Genomic DNA, 26,221 nt, shown 5'->3' with positions numbered 1-26,221 from the left:
ACTGATAGAATGTCAGTCACGAGCACCAACGACAAAAAGGCGGCGTCCACCGGGACAAAGCGCAAAACCAGCATCGTGCATTTGCTGCTCGAAGGCCGTGCGTTCTTTGCGTTGATTGCGATCATCGCAGCCTTCTCGTTCCTCTCGCCTTATTACTTTACCGTCAATAACTTCCTCATCATGTCGTCGCATGTGGCCATTTTTGGCCTTTTGGCGATTGGTATGCTGCTGGTTATCCTCAACGGCGGCATCGATCTTTCGGTCGGTTCCACATTGGGGCTTGCGGGCGTTGTTGCCGGCTTCCTCATGCAGGGCGTCAATATTCCTGAGCTGGGCGTGATCCTCTATTTCCCGGTCTGGGCGGTTGTTATCATTACCTGTGCACTGGGTGCATTTGTTGGTGCCATCAACGGGGTCCTGATCGCTTATCTACGCGTTCCGGCCTTCGTGGCGACGCTTGGTGTGCTTTATTGCGCACGCGGCGTAGCGCTTCTGATGACCAATGGTCTGACCTACAACAATCTCGGTGGCCGTCCTGAACTCGGCAATACCGGTTTTGACTGGCTTGGCTTCAACACGCTTTTTGGTGTGCCGATTGGCGTTCTGGTGCTTGCTGTTCTGGCGATCATCGTTGCAGTCGTGCTCAATCGCACCGCATTTGGCCGCTGGCTCTATGCTTCGGGTGGCAATGAACGTGCAGCCGAACTTTCGGGTGTTCCAGTCAAGCGCGTGCAGATTTCGGTCTATGTGATTTCGGGTATTTGTGCTGCAATCGCTGGTCTGGTTCTGTCTTCGCAGCTGACTTCGGCTGGTCCGACCGCAGGTACAACATACGAATTGACGGCAATCGCCGCAGTCGTGATCGGTGGCGCTGCGCTGACGGGTGGTCGCGGTACAATTCTGGGCACGCTTCTGGGTGCATTTGTTATCGGCTTCCTGTCCGATGGCCTCGTGATCATCGGTGTATCGTCCTACTGGCAGACTGTCTTTACCGGCGCGGTTATCGTGCTCGCGGTTCTGCTCAACAGCATTCAATATTCCCGACGTTGATGGTTACGGCTCCGTCCACCGTTCCGGGCGGAGCCGGTTCTTCGGGGGTAGCGAAAACTTTCCAAGACGGCGACCACATTTAAAAGTCTCGCCCATTGGAAGTGGTAACGCCGGGAAACCGGTATAACTCAATGATAATTGTTACGGGAGTGAGACATGTTTAAGAAGGGTATGCGCGTTCTGTTTGCTGCTGCTGCAGCATTGCCGCTAATCGCCAGCACCGCATGGGCTGAAGGTCTGATTTCAATCGTGGTCAACGATCCTTCGAACCCATACTGGTACACCGAAGGTGAAATCGCCAAGAAAACCGCTGAAGGCCTCGGCTATTCGGCTGTTGTTGGCGGCCACAAGGGTGACACCAACACCGAAAGCAACCTGATCGACACCGCAATTACCAACAAGTCTGTTGCGATCATTCTCGACCCGGCAAATGCTGATGGTTCGGTCGGTGCGGTCAAGCGCGCTGTTGCCGCTGGCATTCCAGTGTTTCTGGTAAACGCTGAAATCAACCAGGAAGGCTTGGCTAAAGCTCAGCTCGTTTCCAACAACGCACAGGGTGCAGCACTTGGTGCAACGCAGTGGGTTGAGAGCGTTGGTGAAGAAGGCAAGTATGTTGAGCTGTTCGGTTCGCCGTCAGACAACAATGCTGCCACGCGTTCGAACGGCTATGAAACAGTTCTTTCGCAGTATCCGGACCTCGTAAAGGTTGGTCAGGACGTTGCGAACTGGAACCGTACGCAGGGTCACGACAAGATGCAGGCTCTGCTTCAGGCAAACCCGGACATCATCGGCGTTATCTCGGGTAACGACGAAATGGCTCTTGGTGCAATCGCTGCTCTGAAGAAGGCTGGCAAGCTTGATCAGGTCAAGGTTGGTGGTTTCGACGGTTCGCCAGATGCCGTTGCTGCGATCAAGGCTGGTGAACTGCAGTACACCGTTCTGCAGCCAGTTGCGATCTTCTCGGAAGCTGCTGTCAAGCAGGCCGACAACTTCATCAAGACTGGCAAGACCGGCGTTGACCAGGAAAAGCAGCTTTTCGATTGCTTCCTGATCACCAAGGACAATGTTGACAAGTACACTGCTCCATTCGTTCTGGAACAGTAAGACCTACATGGATGGGGCGCGGGTTAAACCCCGCGCTCCTCTAAGTATTTTAGTACCGATGCTATGAATCGGGACCGGTCAATACATTGAGCGGGCTGGGGACGAGTGGTAAGCATGGTTACAAGCAACAAAGCAAGCATTGATAGCCTTCTGACTGAGCAGGTGCCGAACGATAGCCGCCACGCACGTCAGCTGGTTCGCCGCCAGCAAATTGCTGAACTGATTATGTCAGAAGGATCGGTGCGGATCGAAGATCTGACCGAGCGTTTCGCAATCAGCCTTATGACCGCGCATCGTGATGTGGACGAACTGGTCAGTCGCGGCCTGTTTCGTAAATCACGCGGTATCGTTTCCGCAGCCCCGACAAGCCTCATTGAAGCAAGCGATCTTTATCGCGTCGCCCGTCAGTCTGAAGAGAAGAAACTGATCGCCGAAGCCGCGATGCAGTTTGTTGAGCCGGGTCAGGCCATTTTCTTTGACGACTCTACAACCGTTCTACAGATGGTGCCTTATCTGCCGGAAAAGGGGCCATTGACCGTCATCACCAATTCACTGATCCTGATGAACGAAGTGCGTGACATGAAAGATGTCACGCTGCTCGGTCTCGGCGGTCAACTTTATAACTGGTGCAACGCCTTTGTTGGTGGGATGACGATTCATGAAATCCGCCGTCTGCGTGCGGATGTGGCTTTTATTTCGATTGCTGCAATTACCGATGATCTGCTGTTTCACCAATCACCTGAAATGATCGAAACAAAGCGCGCTATGCTTGAATGTGCGGCAAAGCGCGTGCTTTTGACCGATCACACGAAATTCGAGCGCAGGGCGCTGCATAATTTTGGTGCATTGAAAGATTTCGATGTCGTTATCGTTGATGACAAGACATCGCTTGAACACATTGAGCGGATGCAATCGCAGAACATCAATGTGGTTATCGCCGGTTCTGGCGGAACGAAAGAATAAGCCGGAAGGCTTCAGAATTTAGCGCATATATATCAGGAAATACGATCCATGCCGTCTCTGTTGGGAATTGATAGCGGACTGACCGTCACCAAGGCCGTTATATTTGACGTTGATGGGACGACGCTTGCCGTCGCCCGTCGCCGTGTACCCCAATATTTTCCAAAACCGCGCCATGTTGAGCGCGACATGGATGAATTCTGGACTGCAACTGCGGATGCGATTGCCGAAGCGCTTTCAAAAAGCGGACGCCCTGCCTCTGACATTCTCGCGATTGCCACCACGGCCCATGGCGATGGCATCTACATGCTTGATAAGGACCAGCGTCCACTTGGCAAGGGCATTCTGTCGCTGGATAGCCGCGCCGTTGACGTGGCTGAGCGCTGGGTAAACAGCGCTGTTGCAGAGCAGTCAATTGCGATCACTGGTCAACTGCCACACGCGTCTGCTCCTTCCGCCATTCTGGCCTGGGTCAGGGAAAATGAGCCTGAACGTTACGCACGTATCGGCCATGTGATTGCATGCAAGGACTGGCTGCGCTTCTGTCTGACGGGTGAAGTCGGCACAGACCGCACCGAAGCATCGACGTCCTTTACCGATTACAAAACACAGGATTATTCGCAGGACGCGCTTAAACTTTTCGGCCTCGAAGCACTTTGGGATGCGCTGCCGCGCATGTCGCGTTCAGATGAAATCGTGGGTGGTGTTTCGCAAGACTGCGCAAACCGTACCGGGCTTGTCGCCGGAACGCCTGTCGTCGGTGGCTTGCATGATGTGACTGCTTCGGCGCTGGGTGTCGGTGGTCTCAAGATTGGTACAGTTGCAGTTGTCGCCGGGACCTACTCGATCAATGAAACGCTGTCGTCGAAGCCCAATATCGATAAGAGCTGGTTCTGCCGCAATGGGATTGCGCCGGGTGAGTGGAACAATATGTCCATTTCGCCTGCTTCGACCGCAAATTATGACTGGTTTCTTGACAAGCTCTGCCCGGCTGAACGTCGTGAAGCGGAAGAAACAGGACGCTCAATTCATGACATGCTGAGGCCAGAAATCGACGCAGCATTGGCTAAGCCTTCAACGGCTTTGTTCCACCCTTATCTGTTCGGATCACCTTACGGTGCGATGGCGAGCGGTGCGTTCTTTGGTCTGCGTGGCTGGCAGGAGCGTGGCGATATGTTGCGCGCGGTCTGGGAAGGCATTGCTTTTAACCACCGCATCCATGTCGATCATTTGAAAGATGGTTTTGAAATCTCGAGCGCCCGTCTGACGGGCGGCGTGTCGCGCAGTCCTTCATTTGCGCAGATGTTTGCCAATGTGCTGGGTATGCCGGTCACTGTCACCGATACGGATGAAGCGGCAGCATGGGGGGCTGCACTTTGTGCAGGCAAGGGTGCTGGCGTTTTCGCCGACGTTTACAGCGATCCGCGCGATCTTGATGCGATTGGCCGGACCTATATCCCCGATGCTGCGCGCAGCGAACAATATGAAAAGCGCTATGCCTTGTTCAAGGAAATCGCATCCGCGATGGGGCCGATCTGGTCCAAAATTGATGCGCTTACAGATTAGAGCGCATCCCGAAAAGTGTGAAACGGTTTTCGGATAAAGATGCGCGTTAAGACAATGATTTAGAGCGCCGATCTGATTCAGTTAGATCGAAATGCGCTCTAAAAGACAGCGAAGACAGTGAAATGAACGATTTCGTAAACAGTGCCCAAATGAAGAACCGCATCAGCCAACTCGAAGCTGACGGTGTTGATGTGCTTATTCTGGGCGCGGGTATCAATGGCGCGGGGCTCTATCGCGACTTGAGTGAACAGGGTGTGAGCTGTTTCATTGTTGATAAGGGCGATTTTGGTTCCGGTACGAGTGCGGCTCCGTCGCGCCTTATTCACGGTGGCCTCAAATATCTTGAAACCGGCGAATTTGGTCTCGTGGCGCAATCAACGGTCGAGCGCAATATTTTGCTCAAAAATGCGCCGCATAACGTCCGTCCGCTACCGACATTTATTCCGGTTTTCTCTTGGACGAAGGGCATAACAGCAGCACTTCGTACTCTGTTTGGCTCGACAACAGCACCACGCAGTCGTGGTGCCGTGCTGATCAAAATCGGCCTTGGTCTTTACGATTATTTTGGTGCGCGCGAGCGCGTTATGCCAAAGCACAATTTTCTTTTGAAAAAGAGTGCTTTGAAAGAAATGCCTTATATGACGCCGTCAATCGTTGGCGGTGGCATTTATTATGACGCATGGGTCAGTAAGCCGGAACGTTTGGTTTATGAGCTGATCAGCGATGGTTTGAAGGCCAATTCGAAAAGTGCGGCAGCGAATTTCACGGCCATTGTTGCGGCCGCAGACGGCGCAGTGAGTTTTGAAGGGCCGGATGGCGCGCAATTCACGGTTAAGCCAAAAATCGTGATCAACGCGGCCGGTCCATGGATCGATCATGTTAATGCGGCGCTTGGTAAAGAAACCAAGATGATCGGCGGCACGAAGGGTTCGCATATCCTCATTGACCACCCTGAACTGGTCAAAAGCCTAAAGGGTCGCATGATCTACTTTGAGGCGGATGATGGTCGTATCTGCCTTGTCTATGATTATCATGGTCTTGCGCTGGTCGGTTCAACGGATATTCCGGCCAACAATCCGGATGAGGTTTTTGCGGAAGACAAGGAAATCGATTACTTCATCGAAAGCCTGCGTTCGCTGCTGCCGAAGCTGAAATTTGATCGCAGCCAGATCGTCTATACCTATAGCGGTATTCGCCCGCTGCCAGCCTCCAATGCGTCGGAGCCGGGGCTTATCAGCCGTGACCACTCCGCACCGGTTATTGAGCCGGATGCAGGCCGTCCGTTTGCAATTATTTCGCTGGTCGGCGGCAAGTGGACGACGTTCCGCGGCTTTGCGGAGGAAGTGGCAGACACGGTGCTCAAGCGCTTTGGCCGCGAACGTCTCAAATCAACCAGAACTCTGACCATCGGCGGCGGCAAGGATTACCCGGCAGATGACCGTGCGCGCACCGCATGGGTGGCAAAATACGCCAAGGAAACCGGGCTTGCAGTCGAACGTGTCGAGACACTTTTGCAGCGTTATGGCACAACGGCATTGCCAATCATTCAGGACGAAGCCAAAGTTGGTGTTACGCTTTTGCCTGATACGGACAGTATCAGCCGTGCGGAAATTGCGTGGATCGCGCGTAATGAGCTTGTCGTTCATCTCTCCGATGTTGTTTTGCGACGTACTACACTGGCAATTGACGGCGCGCTGTCGAATGCCAATCTCGCAGCAATCGCCGATATTCTCAGTGTTGAGTTTGGCTGGGATTCAGTGCGCAAGGCGCAGGAGCTTGAGCTTGTGATTGCCGAGCTCTCAAAGCGTCACGGGATGACGCTTGGCGAGCAGCCAGCAAAACGCCGCTGATATAACAAAAAAACGGGCCACTGGCCCGTTTTTATTTGCTCAATGATTGCACGCCATAGGGTGCTAAAGTTATTGCCTCACCGCCTGCAATGACCACAGCCTGTTCATGGGATGTAATATTAACAAGCCAGACCTTATCTTCTACGGCAACCGCAAGAACGGCTGATGGACGCGACGACTGGCACAATTGGAAGTTTTTCCCGGCAAGCTGCGCAAGCACTTTTACCACGTTGAACAACGGACGCTTGTCACCCCTAGCTGTCGGCTCACCGTCACCTGCAAGAAGCCCGAACGGGCCGGTGAGGGCTGAAAGTGTCAGGCTATCAAGGCCAGCATTCAGCACCGAAATGGCATAGGCCATTGCAAAACTTTCAGCGAATTTTCCATTATGGCGTGGGTCGCGATTGGCCATGGCAATGCGCTTGCCATGCGGGTTTTCCATCGTTCTGCTGCCATAAGGGTTCTGGCGCATGGGTATGGTCGACGGCCCAATACGATAGGGTTTGTCGCCGTAGATCGCCCGTACAGAACGGGTGATGAAAGGCAGTGCCTCCAATGTCTGCATGATGCTCAGATCGTCAGCGGCATGGACAATCGGATTGGTGCAATGGGTGATAAAATCAATCAGGTCACCCGGAACACGCTTGCGATTAAGCTCGGTGAAATAGCTCAGCATTCCACCGCCGAGCCGCGCATTCGGGAAGGCCTCTCTTGCTGCCGCATAAACATCTTCAAGCGGCGGGCAGGGTGGCCATTTGCTGCCGGGCGGTGTGGACTGCCGGTCTATCGATGGTGAAATAATGATCGCATCCGGGTCAAAGCCAGCCGCTTCCATGTCAGAAGCAATTTGCTTCGTTTCATTTATAAGCAATTTCTCACAAGGCAATGCAATTTCTAGAGAAATTCGTCCTTGATAGCTTGCTGCCAGGGCTGCAAAATCCGCAAAAGCCGAGCCTTTATGATCTGCAAGCGGGTCGTAATGAAATAACAAATCCTGCGGGCCAGTTTCCTGCAACAGATCAATCGCGGCAAGGCTTGCTTTGGCTTCTTCCGGTGTGATGATAATACCGATATTCGGCATTTTGCCACTTGTGTCACCAAGCGTAATGCTCACCGGCTTGGCATACCGGGTGGTATTTGGTCTCGCTGTGCGCGTGTCAGTAATGTTGAGCACAATGCGCTGATGCTGGGGTTTTAAGGCTTCGATCGGATAAGGCCATGGCAAAGCAAGCGGACGCACATAGGTCTTATAAGATGCATCGGACCAGTTGCGCTGATCTTCCATCTCAAACGTATCGCCTTCCATGCGGCACTCGGCTGAAACGCCTGGCATGGCCTCATGGGTGATTGCACGCATGTCCTTGAAAGGCTGCCATGGCTCGATCAGATCGGGCAGGCGGGTTTTATTGAGTGTACCGTCGATATGCTCGACGCTCACAGGTGAGCCTGCCACGCCGACGATTGGGTGGAGGATGCAAAAACCGCAACGATTGGTTTCAAAACCTGTCGCGCTATTGGCAACAGCATCGAAAGTGAGCCTGCCTCCGCTCTCTGCCTGAATGCGTACATCAATGGTGAGTTGGGTCGCATCCGGGCCTTTGCAACGCGCCTGATAGGTGACGAGAAAACCGCTGTCGTTTCGCTCGACGTTCAGATCATGGATTTCCGGGTTATAGGTTCCCCAGTCACGATCCCGCACCAGATAGGAGATGCTACGCAGAACTTCAACGCCATCATATTGAATGGTGCGAAGGTTGCCATCGCTTAGATCAACCTCAAGCAGGCCCGCTTTTAAACGCTTCGGCTTAGCTTCTGCTTCACGCGTACCATAGAGCAGAAAAGGATCGATGTTGCTCATTTGAGCAACGCCGTAATGTCGACGCGGTTGCCGCTCGCAGCACTGTTATAAGCAGCTTCGACAAGTGCGAAAGTCTTGAGATTATCCGCGCCCGATGTGGAAGTTTCTTTGCCCGATGCGAGCTGCGCCACCCAATGCTGCTGAATAGCAAAAACGCTTTCCTGAATATTGTGCCATGGACGTGAGGCCCATGAAAGCAGCTTTGGCGAAACGTCGGAAACCGTGGTGCCGTCTGGCGTCATCACTTCAAGGCGGTAGCCGTGATAAAGCCGGATAGAGCCGTTCTCGCCATCAAGTTCAATAAGTGTTTCCGGGAATGGATCTGTCTCCAGCTTGGTGGCGTAGCTCACATCGACAATCGAGGTGGCACCATTTTCATGGTCCATGAGAATGGTTGCTACGTCTTCGCCTTTGATCTTGGGGTTGACGCGCTTGGTGCGTGCGACAAGGCTGGTCACATCGCCCAGAATAAAGCGTGCAATATCAAGCGTGTGAATGCCTAAATCTTCGATGATAAAGCGTTCGCCCTCTGCAAGATAAGGTTGGCCGGAAAACACGTCGAAGCCGGAGCGGAAGGAGAAACGTCCCCAGAAAGGCGTGCCGATAGCGCCGCTATCAAGCGCCTTGCGCACTGCCTGAATGGGTGTCTGCCAGCGGAAGTTTTCATGGACCATCAGCGGAATACCCGCTTCATCGCAGATCTTCACCATGGCCTTTGCATCATCGAGCGTTTTGGCAAAAGGTTTCTGGCAGATTGCGGGTAGCTTGTGGGCCGCTGCAAGCTCCACCAGAGCGCGGTGGCTTGAAACTGTGGTGGCGATGTCGACAAAGTCGATGCAGCCATCTGCAAACAGCGCCTGCGCATCCCTGTAGCGGCGTTCGATGCCAAACTGGTCGCCGACAATTTTCAACCGCTCAGGATCGCGGTCACAGATTGCGACGATTTTGGCACCGGAAACGTCATTCCATGCATGCATCTGGTTGATTGCGAAGAAACCGCAGCCGATCAGCGCGCCATTCAATTCTGCCATTTACTGAACCTTTATCCTGCTTTTCGGGACGTGCTCGTGTTCAATATTGGCGAAACTGCTGAAATTGCAAAATTTGCGCAATTTTCTGCATGTTTCCTCCCAAATCAAGCCTGTCTCCCAAACGGCTGAAAAAGGGAGGGCTAGCGCCCTCCCTCATAGTAATTACGTGATGCGACGGATGCTTTCTGCGATTTCTTCCGGTTCAAAAACGTTCTTCCAGTCGTCACGCATCAGCGCAGGAATACCGAATTCGATTGCCTTGTTGCAGGCATCGGAGAACACGCCCTGGACTTCGCCAAAGATGACGGCGCCAAGAACATTCATGTGGCCGAGCAGGAAGTCGCGCGCTGCTTCTTCAGGAACGCCGCGACGAACGCATTCGTCCATGGCCTGCTTCATCACAACCAGAAGCGATGCGCAAACGGTTTCCGAAAGACCTGGCTCGAGGATTGCAAGCTGCTCGACGGTGACGCGGTGCGAACGCATGACGGGTGCCCAGATGACCTTGGCGATTTCTTCACCCAGTGCATAAGCTTCTTCCGGGCCCTGCATCAGGGCTGAAACGATGTGCTGCTTGGCAAACAGACCGCCGAAGTGGTCTTTCTTTGCCTGCATGTCGGTTTCGTCGTTGAAGATTGGTGGATGGCAAGGATGGGTCACGAAATAGGTGAGGTCTGCGCGTTCCGGCAGGTGACCGGCAAATGGTGCGGCTGCATCGAGTGCAATAACCATCGTGCCAGGCTTGAGCTTGTCAACAATGCCTGCTGCAACTTTACCGATGATGGTATCTGGCACAGCCAGAATGACGACGTCTGCGCCTTCCAGCCCTGCATCCGCATCGATGGTGTCGATGCCGAGTTCGTTTTTCAGACAATCCTTACCGGCGTCGCTGACTTCGATGTGACGAACGTCAAAGCGCGAACCTTTGAGGTTCTTGGCCAGACGGTAGCCCATCTTGCCGCCCGCTCCAAACAAAGCGATAGCTGTCATAATTGTATTTCCTTCCCGTAGTTTTGGTATCCAACTGGCATAACCAGTCAATGAGTCTTCCAGTTTCACGCGGTCAAGCCATCGCGAATCTGGCTGAAATATCCGTCAGAACCGACCTGACCGCCCTTGAGAGCAATCTGGAGGCCGTTGGTGGCGGCGTGAGCGCCGTGCGCCGTGCAAAGCGGCGACCCCGGTGTTTGTGGAAGCGGCAGAAGCGTGGTGAGTGCATCGACGTGCAATTCACGCAATGCGTGGCTGGACGTATCGCCGCCGGCAATGACCGCGCGGGTAAGCTGTTCGCGCTCGACAAGGCTGCGGAGGATGAAGCCGAGGCTGCGCGCCAGTTTGTGGCGGCTGCCTGCGATCTTGTCGATTTCTACACCGCGATCAGCCGAGGGGCCGAGCGCCGTGTTGAGGATCACGCTGTTGCCTTGCTTGAGCGCCTTCTGGCCTTCTGCAATGGCGGTTTCGATAGCCTGAGCACTGTTTTCGCCGATAATATCGAGCGGATTGAGATCAATGCCGGTAAAGCCGGAAGCGGTCGCGTGGCGGATCTGGCGCTCGGTGGTTGGTGACACGCTGCCTGAAACGACCGCAATGCGGTCCGCCTTTCCGGGAAGCGCAAACTCTTTCTTCGCACCGATCAGCCCGGCTTTGGCCCATGCAGTCAGAAGCGCATATTCAACGCCTGACGAACCAGCAACAAACCAGCCCGCATCAGGACGCAAACGCCAAAGCTGTTCGCCCGCCTGCAACTGGCTTTCGTGGCTGTCGACGTCAAGCAGCAACATGCCGTCAGCATTTTTGGCAATCGCATCCAAGCGGTCATTCGCATCGGCGGCTGAAAGCGCTACGAGGTCCGCAAGTACGGTTTTCAGAGCTGTCTGCTGTGCCAGATGGACGCGTAGGTCCGCCTCGTGCATTGGCGTCACGGGATGACGGCTCATGACCGGATGGCGGTCTATACGGTAGGTTTCACCCTGATAGGCGGCAAAGAGATTGCCGAAAGCGGTATAGCGCTTGAGCTGTGGTGCGCCGACTATCAGCGGCACATAAGCCTGATTAAAGATCGCTTTGCCGATTTCCACGGCCTTGCCGATATTTCCGACATGCGGTGCGGAATCGAATGTCGAGCAGACCTTGTAATGGGCAATCGCAGCATTCAGGCTTTTCAGCCAGTTGAATGCAGGCGTGAGATTTTCCTGCATCCATTCCGGCGTTTCGCTGCGGCTGGTGCCTGCAAGGCCGATGGCTTTGCAATGGGAAAAGCGTGACAGAAGCTCTTCGTCCGGCACATTCATGAACAGCACAGTGTCAACGCCGTTGGAAGCCATGGCTTCCATAACGTCGGTCGAGCCGGTGAGGTCGTCGCCGTAATAGGACAGGAGAAGATTATTCGTCATTATTCGCCTCCTTTCCCGAACTTATCGAGCGAGGCTGCAAGCTCAGGATGGTTCGTGGCATAGGTTTCAAGAGGGATGCCAGCGACTGCTGCTTCCCATGCCTGCTGCACGGCACGAACACCAGCTGCCGGGCCACCCGGATGACTGACAATGCCGCCGCCGCAAAGATAAAGAAGGTCCGTCGTGCGACCTGTGCGCTCATAGGTTTCAGGTGCCTGTCCGCCCCACTGGCCGGAACCTGCCACAGGCAGCGGACAATCGGTCGGGTCGAACAGCGGCGTGCTGACAGCCTTGAACGAATTGACGAAGCTTTCGTCCGGCTCCCAGTATTTCACGCGGATGCCGTTGATCTGGAACTGATCGACGCCGAGCAGGCGCCAGAACTGCTGATAGACGCGGAAATCCATGCCCGCACCCGGATTGCGGGTCAGGATGTCCCAGCCGTTACGGTGCGCATGTAGCACAAGACCGGAACGCTTGCGCAGGAAGCTCATGCCGCCAAAACCGACGGAGTTGATGTTGACAACCGCGCAATTACCGCCAGCCTCCAGCACCATGTCATGATTGCGCATCATCTCATCAGGATCGGCGTGTGAAATGCCGAAAGCATACATAACTTTCTTGCCGGTCTTCTGCTCGTGATCGAGAATAAGCGGCATGATCGCTGCAATGCGCTCTTTAAGTGGCGAATAGGCAGGGCTCATCAGCTTTTCATCATCCTTGATGAAATCGACGCCGGATTCGATCAGTTCACCGACGAGTTCTGCTGTCTCATGCGGACGCAGGCCGAGTGCTGGCTTAACGATAGTGCCAATGATTGGGCGCTTTTCAACGCCTGTCAGACGGCGGCTTCCGGCTATGCCGAATTGCGGGCCGGGATGCGCGCCCTTGAAAGCTTCCGGCAGCTTCATGTCGATCACGCGGATGCCGGTCATGCCCTTGATCGAGTAAACACCGCCAACGGCAATCGTCATCAGCGCTGCAAGGTCGGTGCCGATCGCATCGAGCGGAAAAGCAATGTCCACATCAGCACGCTTGATAGGGTCGTGTCCGGGTTCAAGCTCTGGCCAGGCTGGAACTGTTGCGTCTTCAAGGGGGCGGATTTCCAACACACGCGCTGCAACGCGGGCTTTTAATTCTTCCGTTTCACCGGGGAGGGCGACAAAAGTGCCGGTCGACTGATCGCTGGCGATTTTGGCGGCCATCTTTTCGATGCTGCCGGTTGTCTCAATGCGATAGGTCAGACAGATGTTCATCGGGTTCTTTGTCGCTCGCTGCTTTTTTGAAGCGCATCCCGAAAACCGTTTCACACTTTTCGGGATTCGCTCTCGTGTTCCACCCATGTCAGAAAGGCTCTGACATTTTATGTCGCGCATTCGCCGGAAAGTTTCTCCTCACTTCCCGGGATGCCATTGAAGCACTTGGCTCCGATAGCGAACTGGTATAATGAGTATTCCAATATCTGCAAGTGGAAAATTGTTGGCCCATTCATGAGAATGTGGGTAACAACTTTCATCCCGTCGCTTGAAGATGCATAAGGGGGGAGAAAGCTCATGAACAGTGAGATGCCATGAACAAGCCCATAGAACCCATCGTTCGCCGCAAGTTATCTGACGAAGTTTTTGACCGGCTCGAAAACATGATTACGTCTGGCGAATTGACGCCCGGCGATGAAATGCCGTCTGAACGCGTGCTGATGGAGCGTTTTGGTGTGGGCCGCCCGGCGATCCGCGAGGCGATGCAGTCACTTGCCAAGATGGGGCTGGTCAGCATTTCGCATGGCGAGCGTGCAAAGGTGTTAAAGCTTACTGCGAGGTCTATCTTTCAGCAGGTTGATCCTACAGCGAAAATTATGCTCGCTCAATCGATTGATACGCTGGAGCATCTCAAGAGTGCGCGTATCTTTTTTGAGCGCGGTATTGCCCGTGAAGCTGCCCTTAAAGCGAGCGATAAGGACATTGCCGATCTTCGTGCGATCGTCGAGCGGCAGCGGGAATCGTTGGGCGATGCGGATGCATTCATTTCAGCCGATATGGAGTTTCATATCCGTATTGCGAAAATATCCGGCAATCCGATTTTTGTAGCGGTGAGCGAGTCTATGCTGTCCTGGCTGCGCGAATATCACACTCATATGCTGATTTGGACGGGTAAGGAAAACTACACGCTGGTTGAGCATGAAGAAATTCTTGATAGTATCGCTAAACGAGACCCGGATGCTGCGGAAGGTGCCATGCTTCATCACCTTGAACGTTCAAGGGGCTTATATACAAAATAGTAAGCCGTTCTTCCAACACCGCTAAAATGCGTTTTCAGAAGAGCCCCGCGCATCTGGAAAAATGCACGGGGCTCTCGATGTTAGGCTCTGCCTGTGAGGGAAGCATTGAGCAGATCAAGCGCACCCTGCTTCGTGAGTTCAATCGGATTGCCGCCTGCTGTCGGATCGACAATGGCCATTTCTGCGATCAGTGTCTTGCGGCCTTCGTCCATTTCAAGGCCCTTGATAAAATCCTGCAATGTGTCGGGAACACCGAGATCGCTGCGTAATTTCATGATTGCGTCAATGAACCCGTCAAATCCGCCTTTGATACCCAGATAATTTGCAAGCCGTTCAATGCGCTTTTCGATTGCAGCCCGGTTGTGATACAGAACATAAGGCATGAAAACGGCGTTGGTCATGCCGTGATGTGTGTCGTAAAGCGCACCAATTGGATGGGATAGCGAGTGGATCGCGCCCAGCCCTTTTTGGAATGCGGTTGCCCCCATGGCGGCTGCCGCCATCAGATTGGCACGGGCTTCAATGTCGGAGCCATTGGCATAGGCCTTTGGCAGATTTTCAAATACCAGTCGGATACCTTCAACCGCAATGCCATCGGCCATGGGGTGAAAACCGGGCGCGCAATAGGCTTCCAGACAATGCGCAAGCGCATCCATGCCTGTGCCAACAGTGATGGAAGGCGGCATGCCGATTGAAAGCTCAGGATCGGCAATGACCGTCACGGGGAGCATTTTTGGGTGAAAAATAACTTTCTTGGTGTGGGTTGCTTCATTGGTCAGAACGCCCGCGCGGCCCACTTCCGAGCCGGTTCCCGCCGTGGTCGGCACGGCAATAATCGGCGCAATTGCGCTGCTGTCAGCGCGGGTCCACCAGTCGCCAACATCTTCAAAGTCCCAGACAGGGCGCGTTTGACCTGCCTGAAAGGCTATGAGCTTTCCCAGATCAAGTGCGGAACCGCCACCAAATGCAATCACACCATCATGCTTGCCGTCATTAAAGACGTTGACGCCAGCATTGAGGTTGCTTTCAACCGGGTTGGGCTTCACATCGGAGAAGACGGCATATTTGACGCCTGCCTTATCAAGAATGGCAAGCGTGGAAGCAACCACGGGAAGTTTTGCAAGTCCTGGATCGGTGACAAATAGTGGGTGTTCGATACCGGCTGCTTTCAGCACGGCCGGCAGTTCCTTAATACGGCCCGGTCCAAAAAGCACGGTGGTCGGGAAATTCCATTTGGCAGTCAGATCGGTCATGTCGATGCTTTCCAGATATTTGAAACAGATCAGATTTTTTCACGCAGGTGGAAGGATTTTGGCCGTGTCAGGTTGCCATAACCGATAGGCGAAAGGGCAGCACCCTTGCCGGTATCCTTCACGCCGGTCCAAACCAATGCCGGATCAAGATAATCGCAGCGGTTCATGAAGACGGTACCGGTTTCGATGCGGTCGCCAAGGCTTGCTGCACGGTCCGTGTCGGTTGTCCAGAGCGAAGCGGTCAGGCCGTAAATGCTGTCATTCATCAGCGCGAGCGCTTCCTCATCATTGCGCACCTTCATGATGCCTACAATGGGGCCAAAGCTTTCTTCCCGCATGACGCTCATCTGGTGATCAACATGGGTGAGCACCTCCGGCGCAATATAAGGCGAACCGGCGATGTCGTTCTCAACTTTCATATTGACGTGCGCTTTGGCACCCTTGCGCAAGGCTTCGGCTTTCTGCTCACGAATAAGATCGGCAAACCGTGCCTGCGCCATCGGTCCTAGCGTGGTTGCGGCATCCAGCGGATTGCCGACGACATATTGCTTTGTCAGATCGATGAAACCATCGACAAATCGGTCATAAACAGCTTCATGCACGTAGATACGTTCGATACCACAGCAGCATTGACCGGAATTGAAAAAAGCACCATCGACCAGATTGGCAACAGCATGGTCGAGATTAACGTCGGGCAATACATAGGCGGGGTCTTTGCCGCCAAGCTCTAGTCCCAGCGTCATGAAAGTGCCAGCGGCTGCCTTTTCGATAGCCCGGCCACCGCCAACGGAGCCTGTAAAGTTGACATGGTCGATGGTGCCTGATGCCAGCAGTTTTTCTGTAGAGCCATGATCGAGAACGATATTCTGGAAAACGCCTTTTGGAATGCCGGCCTTCTCAAAGGCCTGCGCGAAGCGTTCGCCCGTCAGCAAAGTTTGCGTTGCATGTTTAAGCAGAACCGTGTTGCCTGCCATCAATGCCGGAATGATCGTATTGACGGCGGTGAGATAGGGATAGTTCCACGGCGCGATGACCATGACCACGCCCAGCGGAACATGCTTTACATAGCGGCGAAAGCCATCTTTTTGTGCAGGCACATAAGGTTTCAGCGCTTCTTCTGCAATGTCGATCATGTACTGGCCGCGTTCCTGAACGCCGCCATTTTCGCCGCCATAACGTGTGGGGCGCCCCATTTGCCAGGCAATTTCAGGAATGATTTCATCCTGCATTGCGGCCAGCGCATCCAGAGCTGCACGACAATAACCGGCCCGTTCTGCAATGTTTAAAGCTGCCCATTGGGGTTGCGCCTTGCGTGCCGCCGTGACTGCCGCATGGATCGTGGTGTCACTGGCATAGGCGCGCTCTGCATAAACCGAGCCATCGATAGGGGAGATAATTCTGGCCGTGCCGCTCATCGGGCAATTCCTTATGTAAGTTTAATAGCGTTCGAAACCACGATGCAGTTCCCAGTCGGTTACGCGACGGTCATATTCAATCTGCTCCCAGTGGGCGGTGTGGACATAGTGATTGACCACTTTTTCACCGAGTGCTTCCTTGAGGAATGCCGAGTTCTTGAGGGCTTCTGCCGCTTCGCGCAGCGTGTATGGAATTTCCTTGAGTTTGACTGCGCTATAGGCATCGCCAACGAAAGGATCTTCCAGTTCCAGCGCTTCGTCGATACCCTTTAAACCTGCCGCGATAAGCGCTGCAAATGCAAGATAGGGGTTGAGATCAGCGCCGCCAATCCGACATTCGATGCGGATAGATTTGCTGCCTTCGCCACAAAGCCGGAAGCCTGCTGTGCGGTTATCCTGACTCCACATGATCTTTGTCGGCGCGAATGTGCCCGCCTGAAAGCGTTTATAAGAGTTAATATAAGGCGCCAGAAAATACGTATATTCAGCCGCATATTTAAGCTGGCCTGCCACCCATGAGCGCATCAGCGGTGTCATGGTGTGTGGTGCTTTGGGATCAAAAAACAATGGCTCCTTGCCATCCGCACTCCAGATAGAGTTGTGCACATGGCTTGAACTGCCAGCCTTGTCATAATCATATTTGGCCATGAAGGTGATGCACTTGCCATGGGCCTCGGCGATTTCCTTCATGGCGTTTTTCATGATGACATGACGGTCGGCCATTTCAAGTGCTTCCGCATAGCGAACATTGAGTTCCTGCTGACCCGGCCCCCATTCACCTTTGGAGTTTTCAACCGGGATACCGGCAGCACCTAAATGATTGCGCATGGCGCGCAGAACCTGCTCTTCCTTGGTAGTCAGGTGGATCACATAATCCTGCACGTAGGGAGAGGCGGTTTCCATCTCCTGCCAATGTTTGGCGCGCGCGGTTTTATAGGTTTCATCAAAGAGATAGAATTCGAGTTCCGATGCGAAATAGGCGCGATAGCCACGTTCATGCAGGCGGGCGAGCTGCTTTTTAAGAACCGCGCGCGGTGAATGCGCAAGATCTTTGTGATCGTGATGATCAAGCACGTCACAAAGCACGATCGCGGTTTTTTCCAGCCATGGCGCAAGACGCAGGGTGGAGAGGTCTGGCTTCATCACGAAGTCGCCATAACCCTTGTCCCAACTTGCGGCTTCATAGCCCGGAACCGGCTCCATATCGATGTCATTGGCGAGTAGGTAATTGCAGCCATGCGTTTCATCATGGGCCGTTTCCACGAAGAATTCCGCATAAAAACGTTTGCCGATCAGGCGGCCCTGCATATCGACGAAGCAGGCGAGAACCGTATCAATTTCGTCATTTGCGACGGCTTTTTTTAATGTGTCGAAAGTTAGTTGTTCGGCCATTATGCTTCGCTCCTCACGGTATCACGCGCTCAATATCGCTAAAAATCGCAGCAAGTTGCTTAGCCCAGGTTTCCTGCGCTTCACGGGTGGCGATTTCGTCGTTGCGTATCTCAATCATTGCACAGGGTGCATTGCGCGGTCGCGCATGTCGCTCAAGGGTGTAATAAACGCGATCGGCTGGTGAATAGGGTTCATTTACGCCGACGTTCAGCGCCTTGTTTTTCTTAAGTGCAGCAATCAAAGGCTCTGCAATGCGCGCATCCGCATCATGAATAATGCCAATCTGCCATGGGCGTGAGATGCCCTTATAGATTGGCGTAAAGGAGTGAATGGTGACGATCCACGATGGTAGTCCACGTGTGGCACGTGCATGGATGACTTCTTCAATACAGCGGTGAAAAGGCCTGTGCGACAGGTCAATTCGTGCTGTGCGTTCAAGGGAATTGAGATCATGATTGCCGGGGATGACCGTCGTTTCGCTGATTTCAGGAATAAGATCGCGCGCTTCAAGTGGACGATTGCAATCAATCAGCAGGCGTGAGTAGGTCGCCTCTATCAAAGGGGCATCAAGCTGTTGACTAAGATGGCGTGCAACCGCCACAGCACCCGGATCCCAAGCAATGTGTGCGTTTAACGATTGAGGGTCGAGGCCAAGCCCATCAAAGTGCTCAGGCATGAAATTGGATGCATGTTCGCAAACGAAAACATAGGGACTTCCCCCCGCTTCGTTGACGACCAGAACCGGCTTTAGGGCCGGGTCCTGATGATCTCGCTGGTCGGCCATTCTCTCTATTCCCCTGCGCTGTAACTTTTGTTACGTTTTTAAAAAAATGCGCTATTGCGGAATATTTGATACGTCGTAAGATGCTTTGTCAAACATAATTTTGTGCGAAATTGAAAAGAGCTGCGGGAATGGAAATTGCCACATCGATGGGGGCCAGCATCGCGGAGTTGCTGAACGAACGGCTCGAAAGCATGTCCGCCGGAGAGCGCAGTGCCGCGCAAACTCTGATTGCCAATTATCCCATGCTGGGGCTGAAAACAGTGGCAGAATTTTCAGCACAGGCAGGCGTCAGTTCTCCGACCATTCTGCGGTTTGTAAACAGGCTCGGCTTTCAAAGTTATTCGGAGTTTCAGGCGCATTTGCAAAATGAGCTTGCTGCACAGTTGCAATCGCCGCATCATCGCAACGAAAAGCCTGAGAAGGCAACGGATACGGCCTATCCGGCAGTGGAATATACACTTGATAATATTCGGGAAAGTTTTCGGCATCTGGGCGACAAGCAATTGCAGCAGATCGTTGCTGCTCTGAGCAATTCCAAGGGAAACGTTTATCTGATCGGCGGGCGTTTCACAGATCCGATAGCACAATATATGACAGCGCATATGTCGATTATCCGGCCGCATGTTTTCCATCTGGGTGGACAGGAAAGCATGTGGCGTGATCGCCTGCTGGATATGGGAAAACGCGATGTTCTTGTTGTCTTTGACATTCGCCGCTATCAGGAAAGCTTGTTAAGCCTTGCGGAAAAAGCGCGTGGGCGAGGGGTTGAGATTATTTTGATAACCGATCAGTGGTTGTCACCGATTGCCCGTGTTGCCCGGCATGTCTTGGCGGGGCGGATTGCGGTGCCTTCGGCATGGGATTCATCAGCGTCCATTTTCGTTCTTGCGGAAACCATTATTCGCGAAATGACGCGCGCTTTAGAGCATGACAGTGCCGCGCGCATCGCTGAGCTGGAAGCACTCAGATGAGCGCATCACCAAATTAGCCGTGGCCAGAAGCATTTCCTGTTTTGATTGAATCCTTGGAAATGCTCTATTTCCCAGCTTTCGGTGCTTTAAAGACGGGAAACGGATATGTTTTGCCGAGAACGATGCCTGCTTTTTGCAGCACGTCTTCGGGTGCCGCATAAGGCTTATGGATCCAACGCTCCGGCAGGGTTGCAATTTCTGGCACCCATTCGCGTACATAAGCGCCTTCGCTGTCAAACTTGTCGCCTTGCAGAACTGGGTTGAAAACGCGAAAATAGGGGGCTGCATCCATGCCGCAACCTGCCACCCATTGCCAGCTTCCCGGATTGCTGGCGATGTCGGCATCAACCAGCGTGTTCCAGAACCATTTTTCGCCTTCGCGCCAGTCGATCTGCATGTTCTTGCTTAAGACAGAGGCGACGAGCATACGCACGCGGTTATGCATCCACCCGGTTGCCCAAAGCTGACGCATGCCTGCGTCAATCATTGGCACGCCAGTATTGCCCTTTGTCCAAGCCTCAAACAATGCCGGATCATGTTTCCATTCGATATCTGCAAGCGTGTTGCGCATATCGTTTTCGGCAATATCCGGGCGAAAGTAGAGCTGATGATAATGAAAATCGCGCCAGATGAGTTCGGACAGGAATTTCTCGCCGCCGGTCTGGGTATCCGGGTTCTCATCCATCAACGATAGTGTTGCATGCCATGCCTGACGCGGACTAATCTCGCCAAAGCGAAGATGAGGCGAGAGCTTGGAAGTGCCTTCAACATTGGGGCGGTCACGATCGCCTGCATAATTGCGGATGGTCTTATCAAAGAAATGGTAGAGCTGATTGATGGCTGCGGCCTCGCCAATTTCCCACAGATCCTCCATTTTCTTCGACCAGAAAGGCTGTCTGAAAGGCGCTCTTTCCGGTTTATCTTGCAGCGTGGACGGTACAGCTTTCCAGTCAGACGATGAAAGGGGGCGGGTTACGCCTTGCTGGCGCAGGGTCTTTGCGTAAGGCGTGAAGACTTGATACGGTCCACCGCTGCCTGTTTTGATCTCCCATGGCTCTGACAGAAGATTGCCCGCAAAAGAGGCAACGTTCAGCCCTTTGTCTTTCAGAGCTGTTTTGACATGAGCATCCACGTCGCGTTCTTGCGGGGCATAGCGCCGGTTCCAGAAAACAGCATTAAACCCATTTTTTTCGACGAGCTGTTCAATGATTTTCAGTGCGTCGCCATGCACAACAATCAGTTCGACATTGCGCGCATGGAGGCTTTTCTCAAGCGAATTCAGGCTCTGTTCCAGCCACCAGAGCACAGCGCCGCCGGGCGCGCGCAATTGGGGATTGGTTTCATGAACATAAAGCGCGGTTATACTACCGCCGAGTTTGACGGCTGCATCAAGTGCCGGATTGTCCGCAAGGCGCAGATCATTCCGCAACCAGACAAGTGCATTTGCATTCATTGAATAATCCTTGCCTGACGGGCTTGAGAAGATTGAGCATGCGCTGCTTTGATTGTATATGCCAGTTTCTTCACTTGCAGGTTCGTGATTTACGACTCCGGCTTTCTGGGACCGGGAAAAAACGCATTGACGCGGCGTTGCAGTGCGCGGAATTTTTCTCCGCGTGATTTGATCATGTGGTCTTCAAGCGGTGGAATTCCCGATACGTGGACCAGCAGCCAGTACATCTGGATGGGGGCGAGCAGCGATAGCCAGCTCCATGGTGATGCGGTGATTGCCATGAACGGCCATGCGCACCAGAAAAGCCATTCGAAGAAATAGTTTGGATGGCGCGAATAGGCCCAAAACCCGGTCTCGCAGATTTCGGTTTTGGCGGCAGGCGTTTTGCGAAACTGCGCAAGTTGTGCGTCTGACAGCGCTTCGCCCGTGATCGCGATTGCGATAAGTACGACAGCAATCATATCGACGAAATGCGGGAATTCAGCGCGGCTAACAGTGGCAAGGTAGACTGAAAGCACCAGAATAAACGCTGCCCAAGCCTGTATCTGCAAAAACCAGAACAGACGTTTTGGTGCGCTATCGCCCCATTCCTTCATCAGCTTTGCATAACGCGGGTCTTTGCCGTGGGACATGCTTCGCTGTCCAATATGCAAGGCAAGCCGTAGCGACCATGCAAGGATGAGGATCAGGATCGCTGAACGGCGCGGCCAAGAGGTGTCGGCCAGAAGTACGGCGACCATCGCGCCCAGACCAACCGAAAGCGACCATATTGCATCGATCCAGCCGCTTTTGCCGGTTTTTCTCTCCAGCGCCCATGCAAAGCTCATGAGGAGAGACAGAAAGATAGCAACAATCAAAAGAAGGCCGATTTGCATGGCGCACCCTGGGTCAGAATGACGATTTATACCATGCAATACGTTTGGTCCCGCTGTTTGGTTTCCTAAGCCGTTTAAAAAAACCAAGAAAGTTTCAGCATCCGTTGAACCAATCGTCTTCTCAAAACGTAAGATAGAGAAATGCGGCACAGTGAGGGACTTATGGACGTTACAAACCATCCGGGCGGCGCTGAACGTCTTAGGCTCGCGATTATCGGGAGCGGTATTTCTGGTCTGTCTGCTACATGGCTTTTATCGCAACGCCATGACGTCACCGTTTTTGAAGCAGCGGAGCGCATTGGCGGGCATAGCAATACGGTCGAATTTGCAAGCAACACCGGCCCCGTTGCGGTCGATACGGGCTTTATTGTTTATAATGAAGTGACTTATCCAAATCTGACGGCATTGTTTAAAATACTTGATGTTCCGACTGCCGCATCGAATATGTCCTTTGCCGTCTCCATTGGAAATGGCGCTTATGAATATTCCGGCGGCACCGGGCTTGGCCTGTTTGCACAGCGCTCAAATCTCGTTCGCCCGCGTTTTTGGTCTATGATCCGCGATCTTTTGCGCTTTTACCGTAACGCTCCCAAAGACCTGGAGATGATGGGCGGCATTTCGCTTGATGATTATCTTGCGCGAAATGGCTATGGCCGGGCTTTCCGGGAGGATCATCTCTATCCGATGGCGTCTGCAATCTGGTCAACGCCTGCCATGGAAGTTGGTCAATATCCGGCAGCGAGCTTTGTTCGTTTTTGCTGCAATCATGGCTTGCTTGCTTTGCGGGATCGCCCGATCTGGCGGACAGTCAAGGGTGGCAGTCGTGAATATGTGCAGCGCATTACGCAGCCCTATGCCGACAATATCCGGCTTTCAACACCCATAAAATGGGTGCGACGGCATGAAAATGCGGTCGAATTGACCGATGCAAGCGGTGGTGTTCATTTCTTTGACGATGTGGTTATCGCAACTCACGCCGATCAGGCTTTGCGGATGCTGGCCGATCCCAGTGCAGAGGAAAGCCGCATCCTTGGTGCATTTAAATACTCACGCAATGAGGCGGTTCTTCATACCGATCTTTCGCTCATGCCAAAACGCCGGGCGGCATGGTCGAGCTGGAATTACCTGACCAATGCAGCCAACGGTTCGTCGCAGCCCTCAATCACCTACTGGATGAACCGCTTGCAGCCCTTGGGAACTGCGCCCGATACATTTGTCACGCTCAATCCGTGTCGTGCGCCGCGTGAGGATCTGGTGATTCATCGCGAGATCTATGAACATCCAATCTTTGATATGGCAACGGATCGCGCGCAGAGGGAAGTCTGGTCGTTGCAGGGACAGCGCCGAACCTGGTTTTGTGGCGCACATTTGGGTTCCGGTTTTCATGAGGACGGTTTGCAGGCCGGTCTTGCAGTAGCGGAAGACCTCGGCGGACTGCGTCGCCCATGGCGGGTTGAGCAGGAAAGCGCGCGCATTGTTCGCCAGCCTGTAACGATCCGGGAAAGGGCGCTGGCATGACCGGTATTTTCAAATCTGCACTTTTTCCGGGGCATGTGACCCATGCCCGCTTGCGGCCAAAGGAACATAAGCTCGCCTATAAAATCTATTCACTGCTGCTCGATCTTGATGAGCTGGATGTGCTTCACCGCAGGCTCAGGCTGTTTTCGGTCAATCGGTTCAATCTGTTTTCTTTTTGCGAAAAAGATCGCGGCAATGGATCAGCAACATCTTTGCGGGCGCAGATTGAAGATGCGATGCGCAGCACAGGTATGCAACCCGATGGAGGCGCGATCCGTCTTCTGACGATGCCGCGTATCCTCGGCTGGTCGTTCAATCCGTTGAGCATTTTCTTTTGCTATAATCGTGAAGATCGGCTCACGGCTATTCTATGGGAAGTCGATAACACGTTTAAGCAGCGCCATGGCTATATGATCCCGGTCGAAGCAGAGCAGGGCGAGCGCATCGTGCAGACCTGCGACAAGGCGTTTTATGTTTCGCCCTTCATGGATATGAAGCTGCGCTATGAATTCGAGGTTCAGCCTCCGGCGGATAAGCTCGCAGTCAGGATAAACACTTTTGATGACGAAGGTCTGGTGCTGACAGCGCGTCATCTGGCGCGTCGTGTGGAGCTCAGTGACATGGCTTTGTTGCGTGCCTTTTTTGCCATTCCATTTCTGACGTTGCGCGTTGTCGGCGGCATTCACTGGGAAGCGCTGAAAATCTGGGCGAAGGGGATGAAACTCCGCAAGCGTCCAAGCCCACCGCAGGATCCCATATCCCATATCCATCATGACATGTCTCGGGAGAGGAACAGGGTTGCATGAGCCAGTTTGATGAGTCTTCCCATTACCCGGCCCCCATATCTGTTGGTCGTTCGGTTTTAAGCCCGTCGGCGCGTGTGTTAAGGCGGCTGCTCAGTCAGGTGCGATATGGCCGTCTGAACCTTGTTTTGCCTTCGGGACAATCCGTTGTTGCTCAAGGCATATTGCCCGGACCGGAAGCAAAAATCGTTATTAAGAGCTGGCGCTGCCTGCGTCGCTTGTTAGCGGGCGGCGATATTGGCTTTGCGCAGGCCTATATCGACGGTGACTGGTCATCCCCGGACCTAACAGCGGTGATCCGCTTTGCCGCGCGCAATCGCGACACACTTGTTTCGACGCTGCACGGTTCACGCTTCATGCGCATTGTTCACCGTGTGGGGCATTTGCTCAATGCAAATACACGCCGTGGCAGCCGCAAGAATATCGAGGCGCATTATGACCTTGGCAATGATTTCTACAAACAGTGGCTTGATCACACGATGCTGTATTCGTCAGCCATCTGGAATGAAAACACGCATAGCCTTGAGGATGCGCAGGCATACAAGTTGAAGCGTATTGCTGACAAACTGGCGCTTGAGGGGGGCGAAAAAATCCTCGAGATTGGGTGTGGTTGGGGCGCCTTGGCAGCCCATCTTGCAGATGATGGCGATGCGCATGTCACAGGGATCACTTTGTCACCCTCCCAGCTCGCCTGGGGCAAGGCTGTCGTCCAGAATGCGGGACTTAAGGATGCCGTTGATTTGCGCTTGCAGGATTATCGCGATGTCAAAGGGCAGTTTGACCGGATCGTTTCCATCGAAATGTTTGAGGCTGTCGGTGAGGCTTACTGGCCCGAATATTTCGCGACGCTCAAGCGGTGTTTAAAACCGGGCGGCAAAGCCGTTTTGCAAATCATCTCAATTGAAGATGCACGCTATGAAAACTATCGCCGCAAGGCGGATTTCATTCAGAAGTTCATCTTTCCGGGAGGTTTTTTACCCTCCGACAAGGTGCTTGAACGCGACCTCTCCAAAGCTGGTCTGGTTTTGAAAGAGATTGATCATTTCGGTCACTCTTATGCGCTCACGCTGGCTGAATGGCGGCAGCGTTTTACTGCCAATTGGCCTTCGATCGAAAAGCTGGGCTTTGACGACCGGTTCCGCAGGCTTTGGGAATATTATCTTTGTTACTGCGAGGGCGGGTTTGAAGAAGGCGCGATCAATGTCGGCCTTTATACGATCGAACATGCTTGATGACATGAATCCACGGATGCAGGAGGCACCGATGCAATGGATACGCATAATAGGGAGCATAGCCGTGTTAACGCCGTCGATTGCGCAGGCTGGCGACATAAGCGGCAACTGGGCGCGCGGCGATGGCAAGGCGCGGGTCAAGATTGCAGAATGTGGCAAGGATATTTGCGCCACCAATACGTGGATCAGGTCCGGAACCCCAAAAGAAAAAGCCGGCGACCGTCTGGTTATGAACATAAACCAGATTGCGGGCGGCCAATATTCTGGAACTGCTTTTGATCCCCAGCGCAACCTTACCTACAAGCTTAGCGTAAAGGTAAACGGCGATAAAATGACGACCTATGGCTGCGTTCTGGCAGGTCTTTTGTGCCGTGATGTCAGTTGGTCACGCATAAAGTAACGCAGAATGCATAATGTTTTAGTTAAGCCGGTTGGCAC

General features: G+C 53.4%; 21 protein-coding genes and 1 pseudogene. 11 read left to right on the top strand and 11 right to left on the bottom strand.

From position 1 onward, the window contains the following. The first annotated feature begins 9 nt into the window (after positions 1 to 9). The 5 genes from ABE530_RS09265 (at position 10) to ABE530_RS09245 (ending at position 6,530) form a co-directional block, all read left to right on the top strand. Entirely contained in the window at positions 10 to 1,050 is a 1,041-nt protein-coding gene (locus ABE530_RS09265) for an ABC transporter permease (RefSeq protein WP_187547098.1), read from the top strand. Positions 1,051 to 1,206: 156 nt separating this feature from the next. Further along, the gene (locus tag ABE530_RS09260; RefSeq protein ID WP_265983988.1) at positions 1,207 to 2,154 is read left to right on the top strand and encodes a D-ribose ABC transporter substrate-binding protein; all 948 of its coding nucleotides are present in this window, start codon (positions 1,207 to 1,209) and stop codon (positions 2,152 to 2,154) included. Between the two features lie 114 nt (positions 2,155 to 2,268). Continuing rightward, on the top strand, positions 2,269 to 3,117 hold the full coding sequence (locus tag ABE530_RS09255; protein ID WP_265983989.1) for a DeoR/GlpR family DNA-binding transcription regulator: 849 nt from the start codon (positions 2,269 to 2,271) through the stop codon (positions 3,115 to 3,117). A gap of 48 nt (positions 3,118 to 3,165) precedes the next feature. Next, positions 3,166 to 4,680 carry an FGGY-family carbohydrate kinase gene (locus ABE530_RS09250; protein ID WP_499694340.1) on the top strand — a complete coding sequence of 505 codons (1,515 nt, stop codon included), beginning with the start codon at positions 3,166 to 3,168 and terminating at the stop codon, positions 4,678 to 4,680. Positions 4,681 to 4,802: 122 nt separating this feature from the next. Then, positions 4,803 to 6,530 carry a glycerol-3-phosphate dehydrogenase/oxidase gene (locus tag ABE530_RS09245; protein ID WP_499694339.1) on the top strand — a complete coding sequence of 576 codons (1,728 nt, stop codon included), beginning with the start codon at positions 4,803 to 4,805 and terminating at the stop codon, positions 6,528 to 6,530. A 31-nt stretch (positions 6,531 to 6,561) separates the two neighbouring features. Here the strand turns inward: ABE530_RS09245 and apnL are convergent, their stop codons facing one another. The 5 genes from apnL to oiaX form a co-directional block, all read right to left on the bottom strand. Further along, a complete protein-coding gene (gene apnL / locus ABE530_RS09240) occupies positions 6,562 to 8,388 on the bottom strand; it encodes a D-apionate lactonase (protein WP_499694338.1) in 1,827 nt (608 codons plus the stop codon). Then, positions 8,385 to 9,419 (bottom strand): Gfo/Idh/MocA family protein, encoded by a 1,035-nt coding sequence (locus ABE530_RS09235; protein ID WP_499694337.1) that lies wholly within the window; start codon positions 9,417 to 9,419, stop codon positions 8,385 to 8,387. Before ABE530_RS09235 ends, apnL begins: the two co-directional genes overlap by 4 nt. A 162-nt stretch (positions 9,420 to 9,581) precedes the next feature. Continuing rightward, positions 9,582 to 10,409, bottom strand: coding sequence for a phosphogluconate dehydrogenase C-terminal domain-containing protein (locus tag ABE530_RS09230; RefSeq protein ID WP_499694336.1), 828 nt, complete (start codon positions 10,407 to 10,409; stop codon positions 9,582 to 9,584). Between the two features lie 65 nt (positions 10,410 to 10,474). Then, positions 10,475 to 11,812: a four-carbon acid sugar kinase family protein gene (locus ABE530_RS09225; RefSeq protein ID WP_499694335.1), complete on the bottom strand. Its 1,338-nt coding sequence runs from the start codon at positions 11,810 to 11,812 to the stop codon at positions 10,475 to 10,477. Next, a complete protein-coding gene (gene oiaX, locus ABE530_RS09220) occupies positions 11,812 to 13,068 on the bottom strand; it encodes a 3-oxo-isoapionate-4-phosphate decarboxylase OiaX (protein WP_499694334.1) in 1,257 nt (418 codons plus the stop codon). The genes ABE530_RS09225 and oiaX overlap by 1 nt, the downstream gene beginning before the upstream one ends. Positions 13,069 to 13,382: 314 nt before the next feature. On the opposite strand from oiaX, the gene ABE530_RS09215 reads away from it, so the two are divergent. After that, complete coding sequence (locus ABE530_RS09215) at positions 13,383 to 14,087, top strand: transcriptional regulator NanR (RefSeq protein WP_265983996.1); 705 nt, start codon at positions 13,383 to 13,385, stop codon at positions 14,085 to 14,087. A gap of 80 nt (positions 14,088 to 14,167) precedes the next feature. Here the strand turns inward: ABE530_RS09215 and ABE530_RS09210 are convergent, their stop codons facing one another. Genes ABE530_RS09210 through ABE530_RS09195 form a run of 4 tightly spaced genes read right to left on the bottom strand, consistent with a single transcriptional unit; the run spans position 14,168 to position 18,931 of the window. Beyond that, positions 14,168 to 15,340 carry an iron-containing alcohol dehydrogenase gene (locus ABE530_RS09210; RefSeq protein ID WP_265983997.1) on the bottom strand — a complete coding sequence of 391 codons (1,173 nt, stop codon included), beginning with the start codon at positions 15,338 to 15,340 and terminating at the stop codon, positions 14,168 to 14,170. Positions 15,341 to 15,369: 29 nt separating this feature from the next. Further along, entirely contained in the window at positions 15,370 to 16,755 is a 1,386-nt protein-coding gene (locus tag ABE530_RS09205) for an aldehyde dehydrogenase family protein (RefSeq protein WP_499694333.1), read from the bottom strand. Between the two features lie 21 nt (positions 16,756 to 16,776). Then, positions 16,777 to 18,147 (bottom strand): glutamine synthetase family protein, encoded by a 1,371-nt coding sequence (locus ABE530_RS09200; RefSeq protein ID WP_265983999.1) that lies wholly within the window; start codon positions 18,145 to 18,147, stop codon positions 16,777 to 16,779. A 13-nt stretch (positions 18,148 to 18,160) separates the two neighbouring features. Then, positions 18,161 to 18,931 (bottom strand): N-formylglutamate amidohydrolase, encoded by a 771-nt coding sequence (locus ABE530_RS09195; RefSeq protein WP_499694332.1) that lies wholly within the window; start codon positions 18,929 to 18,931, stop codon positions 18,161 to 18,163. Between the two features lie 128 nt (positions 18,932 to 19,059). Here ABE530_RS09195 and ABE530_RS09190 point away from each other — a divergent pair, with 128 nt between their 5' ends. After that, positions 19,060 to 19,902, top strand: coding sequence for a MurR/RpiR family transcriptional regulator (locus ABE530_RS09190; protein ID WP_499694331.1), 843 nt, complete (start codon positions 19,060 to 19,062; stop codon positions 19,900 to 19,902). A gap of 64 nt (positions 19,903 to 19,966) precedes the next feature. Here the strand turns inward: ABE530_RS09190 and ABE530_RS09185 are convergent, their stop codons facing one another. Together ABE530_RS09185 and ABE530_RS09180 are read right to left on the bottom strand one after the other, a co-directional pair. Continuing rightward, positions 19,967 to 21,355 (bottom strand): cryptochrome/photolyase family protein, encoded by a 1,389-nt coding sequence (locus ABE530_RS09185; RefSeq protein ID WP_499694330.1) that lies wholly within the window; start codon positions 21,353 to 21,355, stop codon positions 19,967 to 19,969. An 89-nt stretch (positions 21,356 to 21,444) separates the two neighbouring features. After that, entirely contained in the window at positions 21,445 to 22,230 is a 786-nt protein-coding gene (locus ABE530_RS09180; protein WP_499694329.1) for a DUF1295 domain-containing protein, read from the bottom strand. Between the two features lie 162 nt (positions 22,231 to 22,392). On the opposite strand from ABE530_RS09180, the gene ABE530_RS09175 reads away from it, so the two are divergent. The 4 genes and pseudogenes from ABE530_RS09175 to ABE530_RS09160 all read left to right on the top strand — a co-directional run bounded on the left by ABE530_RS09175 (position 22,393) and on the right by ABE530_RS09160 (position 26,183). Continuing rightward, positions 22,393 to 23,748, top strand: coding sequence for an NAD(P)/FAD-dependent oxidoreductase (locus tag ABE530_RS09175; protein WP_499694328.1), 1,356 nt, complete (start codon positions 22,393 to 22,395; stop codon positions 23,746 to 23,748). Then, positions 23,745 to 24,564, top strand: a pseudogene (locus tag ABE530_RS09170) (DUF1365 domain-containing protein). The gene ABE530_RS09175 and the pseudogene ABE530_RS09170 overlap by 4 nt, the downstream one beginning before the upstream one ends. Beyond that, positions 24,551 to 25,783, top strand: a complete 1,233-nt coding sequence (locus ABE530_RS09165; protein ID WP_265984006.1) for an SAM-dependent methyltransferase — start codon at positions 24,551 to 24,553, stop codon at positions 25,781 to 25,783. Before ABE530_RS09170 ends, ABE530_RS09165 begins: the two are co-directional and overlap by 14 nt. A 31-nt stretch (positions 25,784 to 25,814) precedes the next feature. Then, positions 25,815 to 26,183 carry a DUF2147 domain-containing protein gene (locus ABE530_RS09160; protein WP_265984007.1) on the top strand — a complete coding sequence of 123 codons (369 nt, stop codon included), beginning with the start codon at positions 25,815 to 25,817 and terminating at the stop codon, positions 26,181 to 26,183. The last annotated feature ends 38 nt before the right edge of the window (positions 26,184 to 26,221 follow it).

The organism is Brucella sp. TWI559, assembly GCF_039674265.1.
Lineage (GTDB): Bacteria > Pseudomonadota > Alphaproteobacteria > Rhizobiales > Rhizobiaceae > Brucella > Brucella chromiisoli.
Note: the sequence above shows the minus strand (reverse complement) of the source record. Positions and strands in the feature narration are given on the sequence as shown.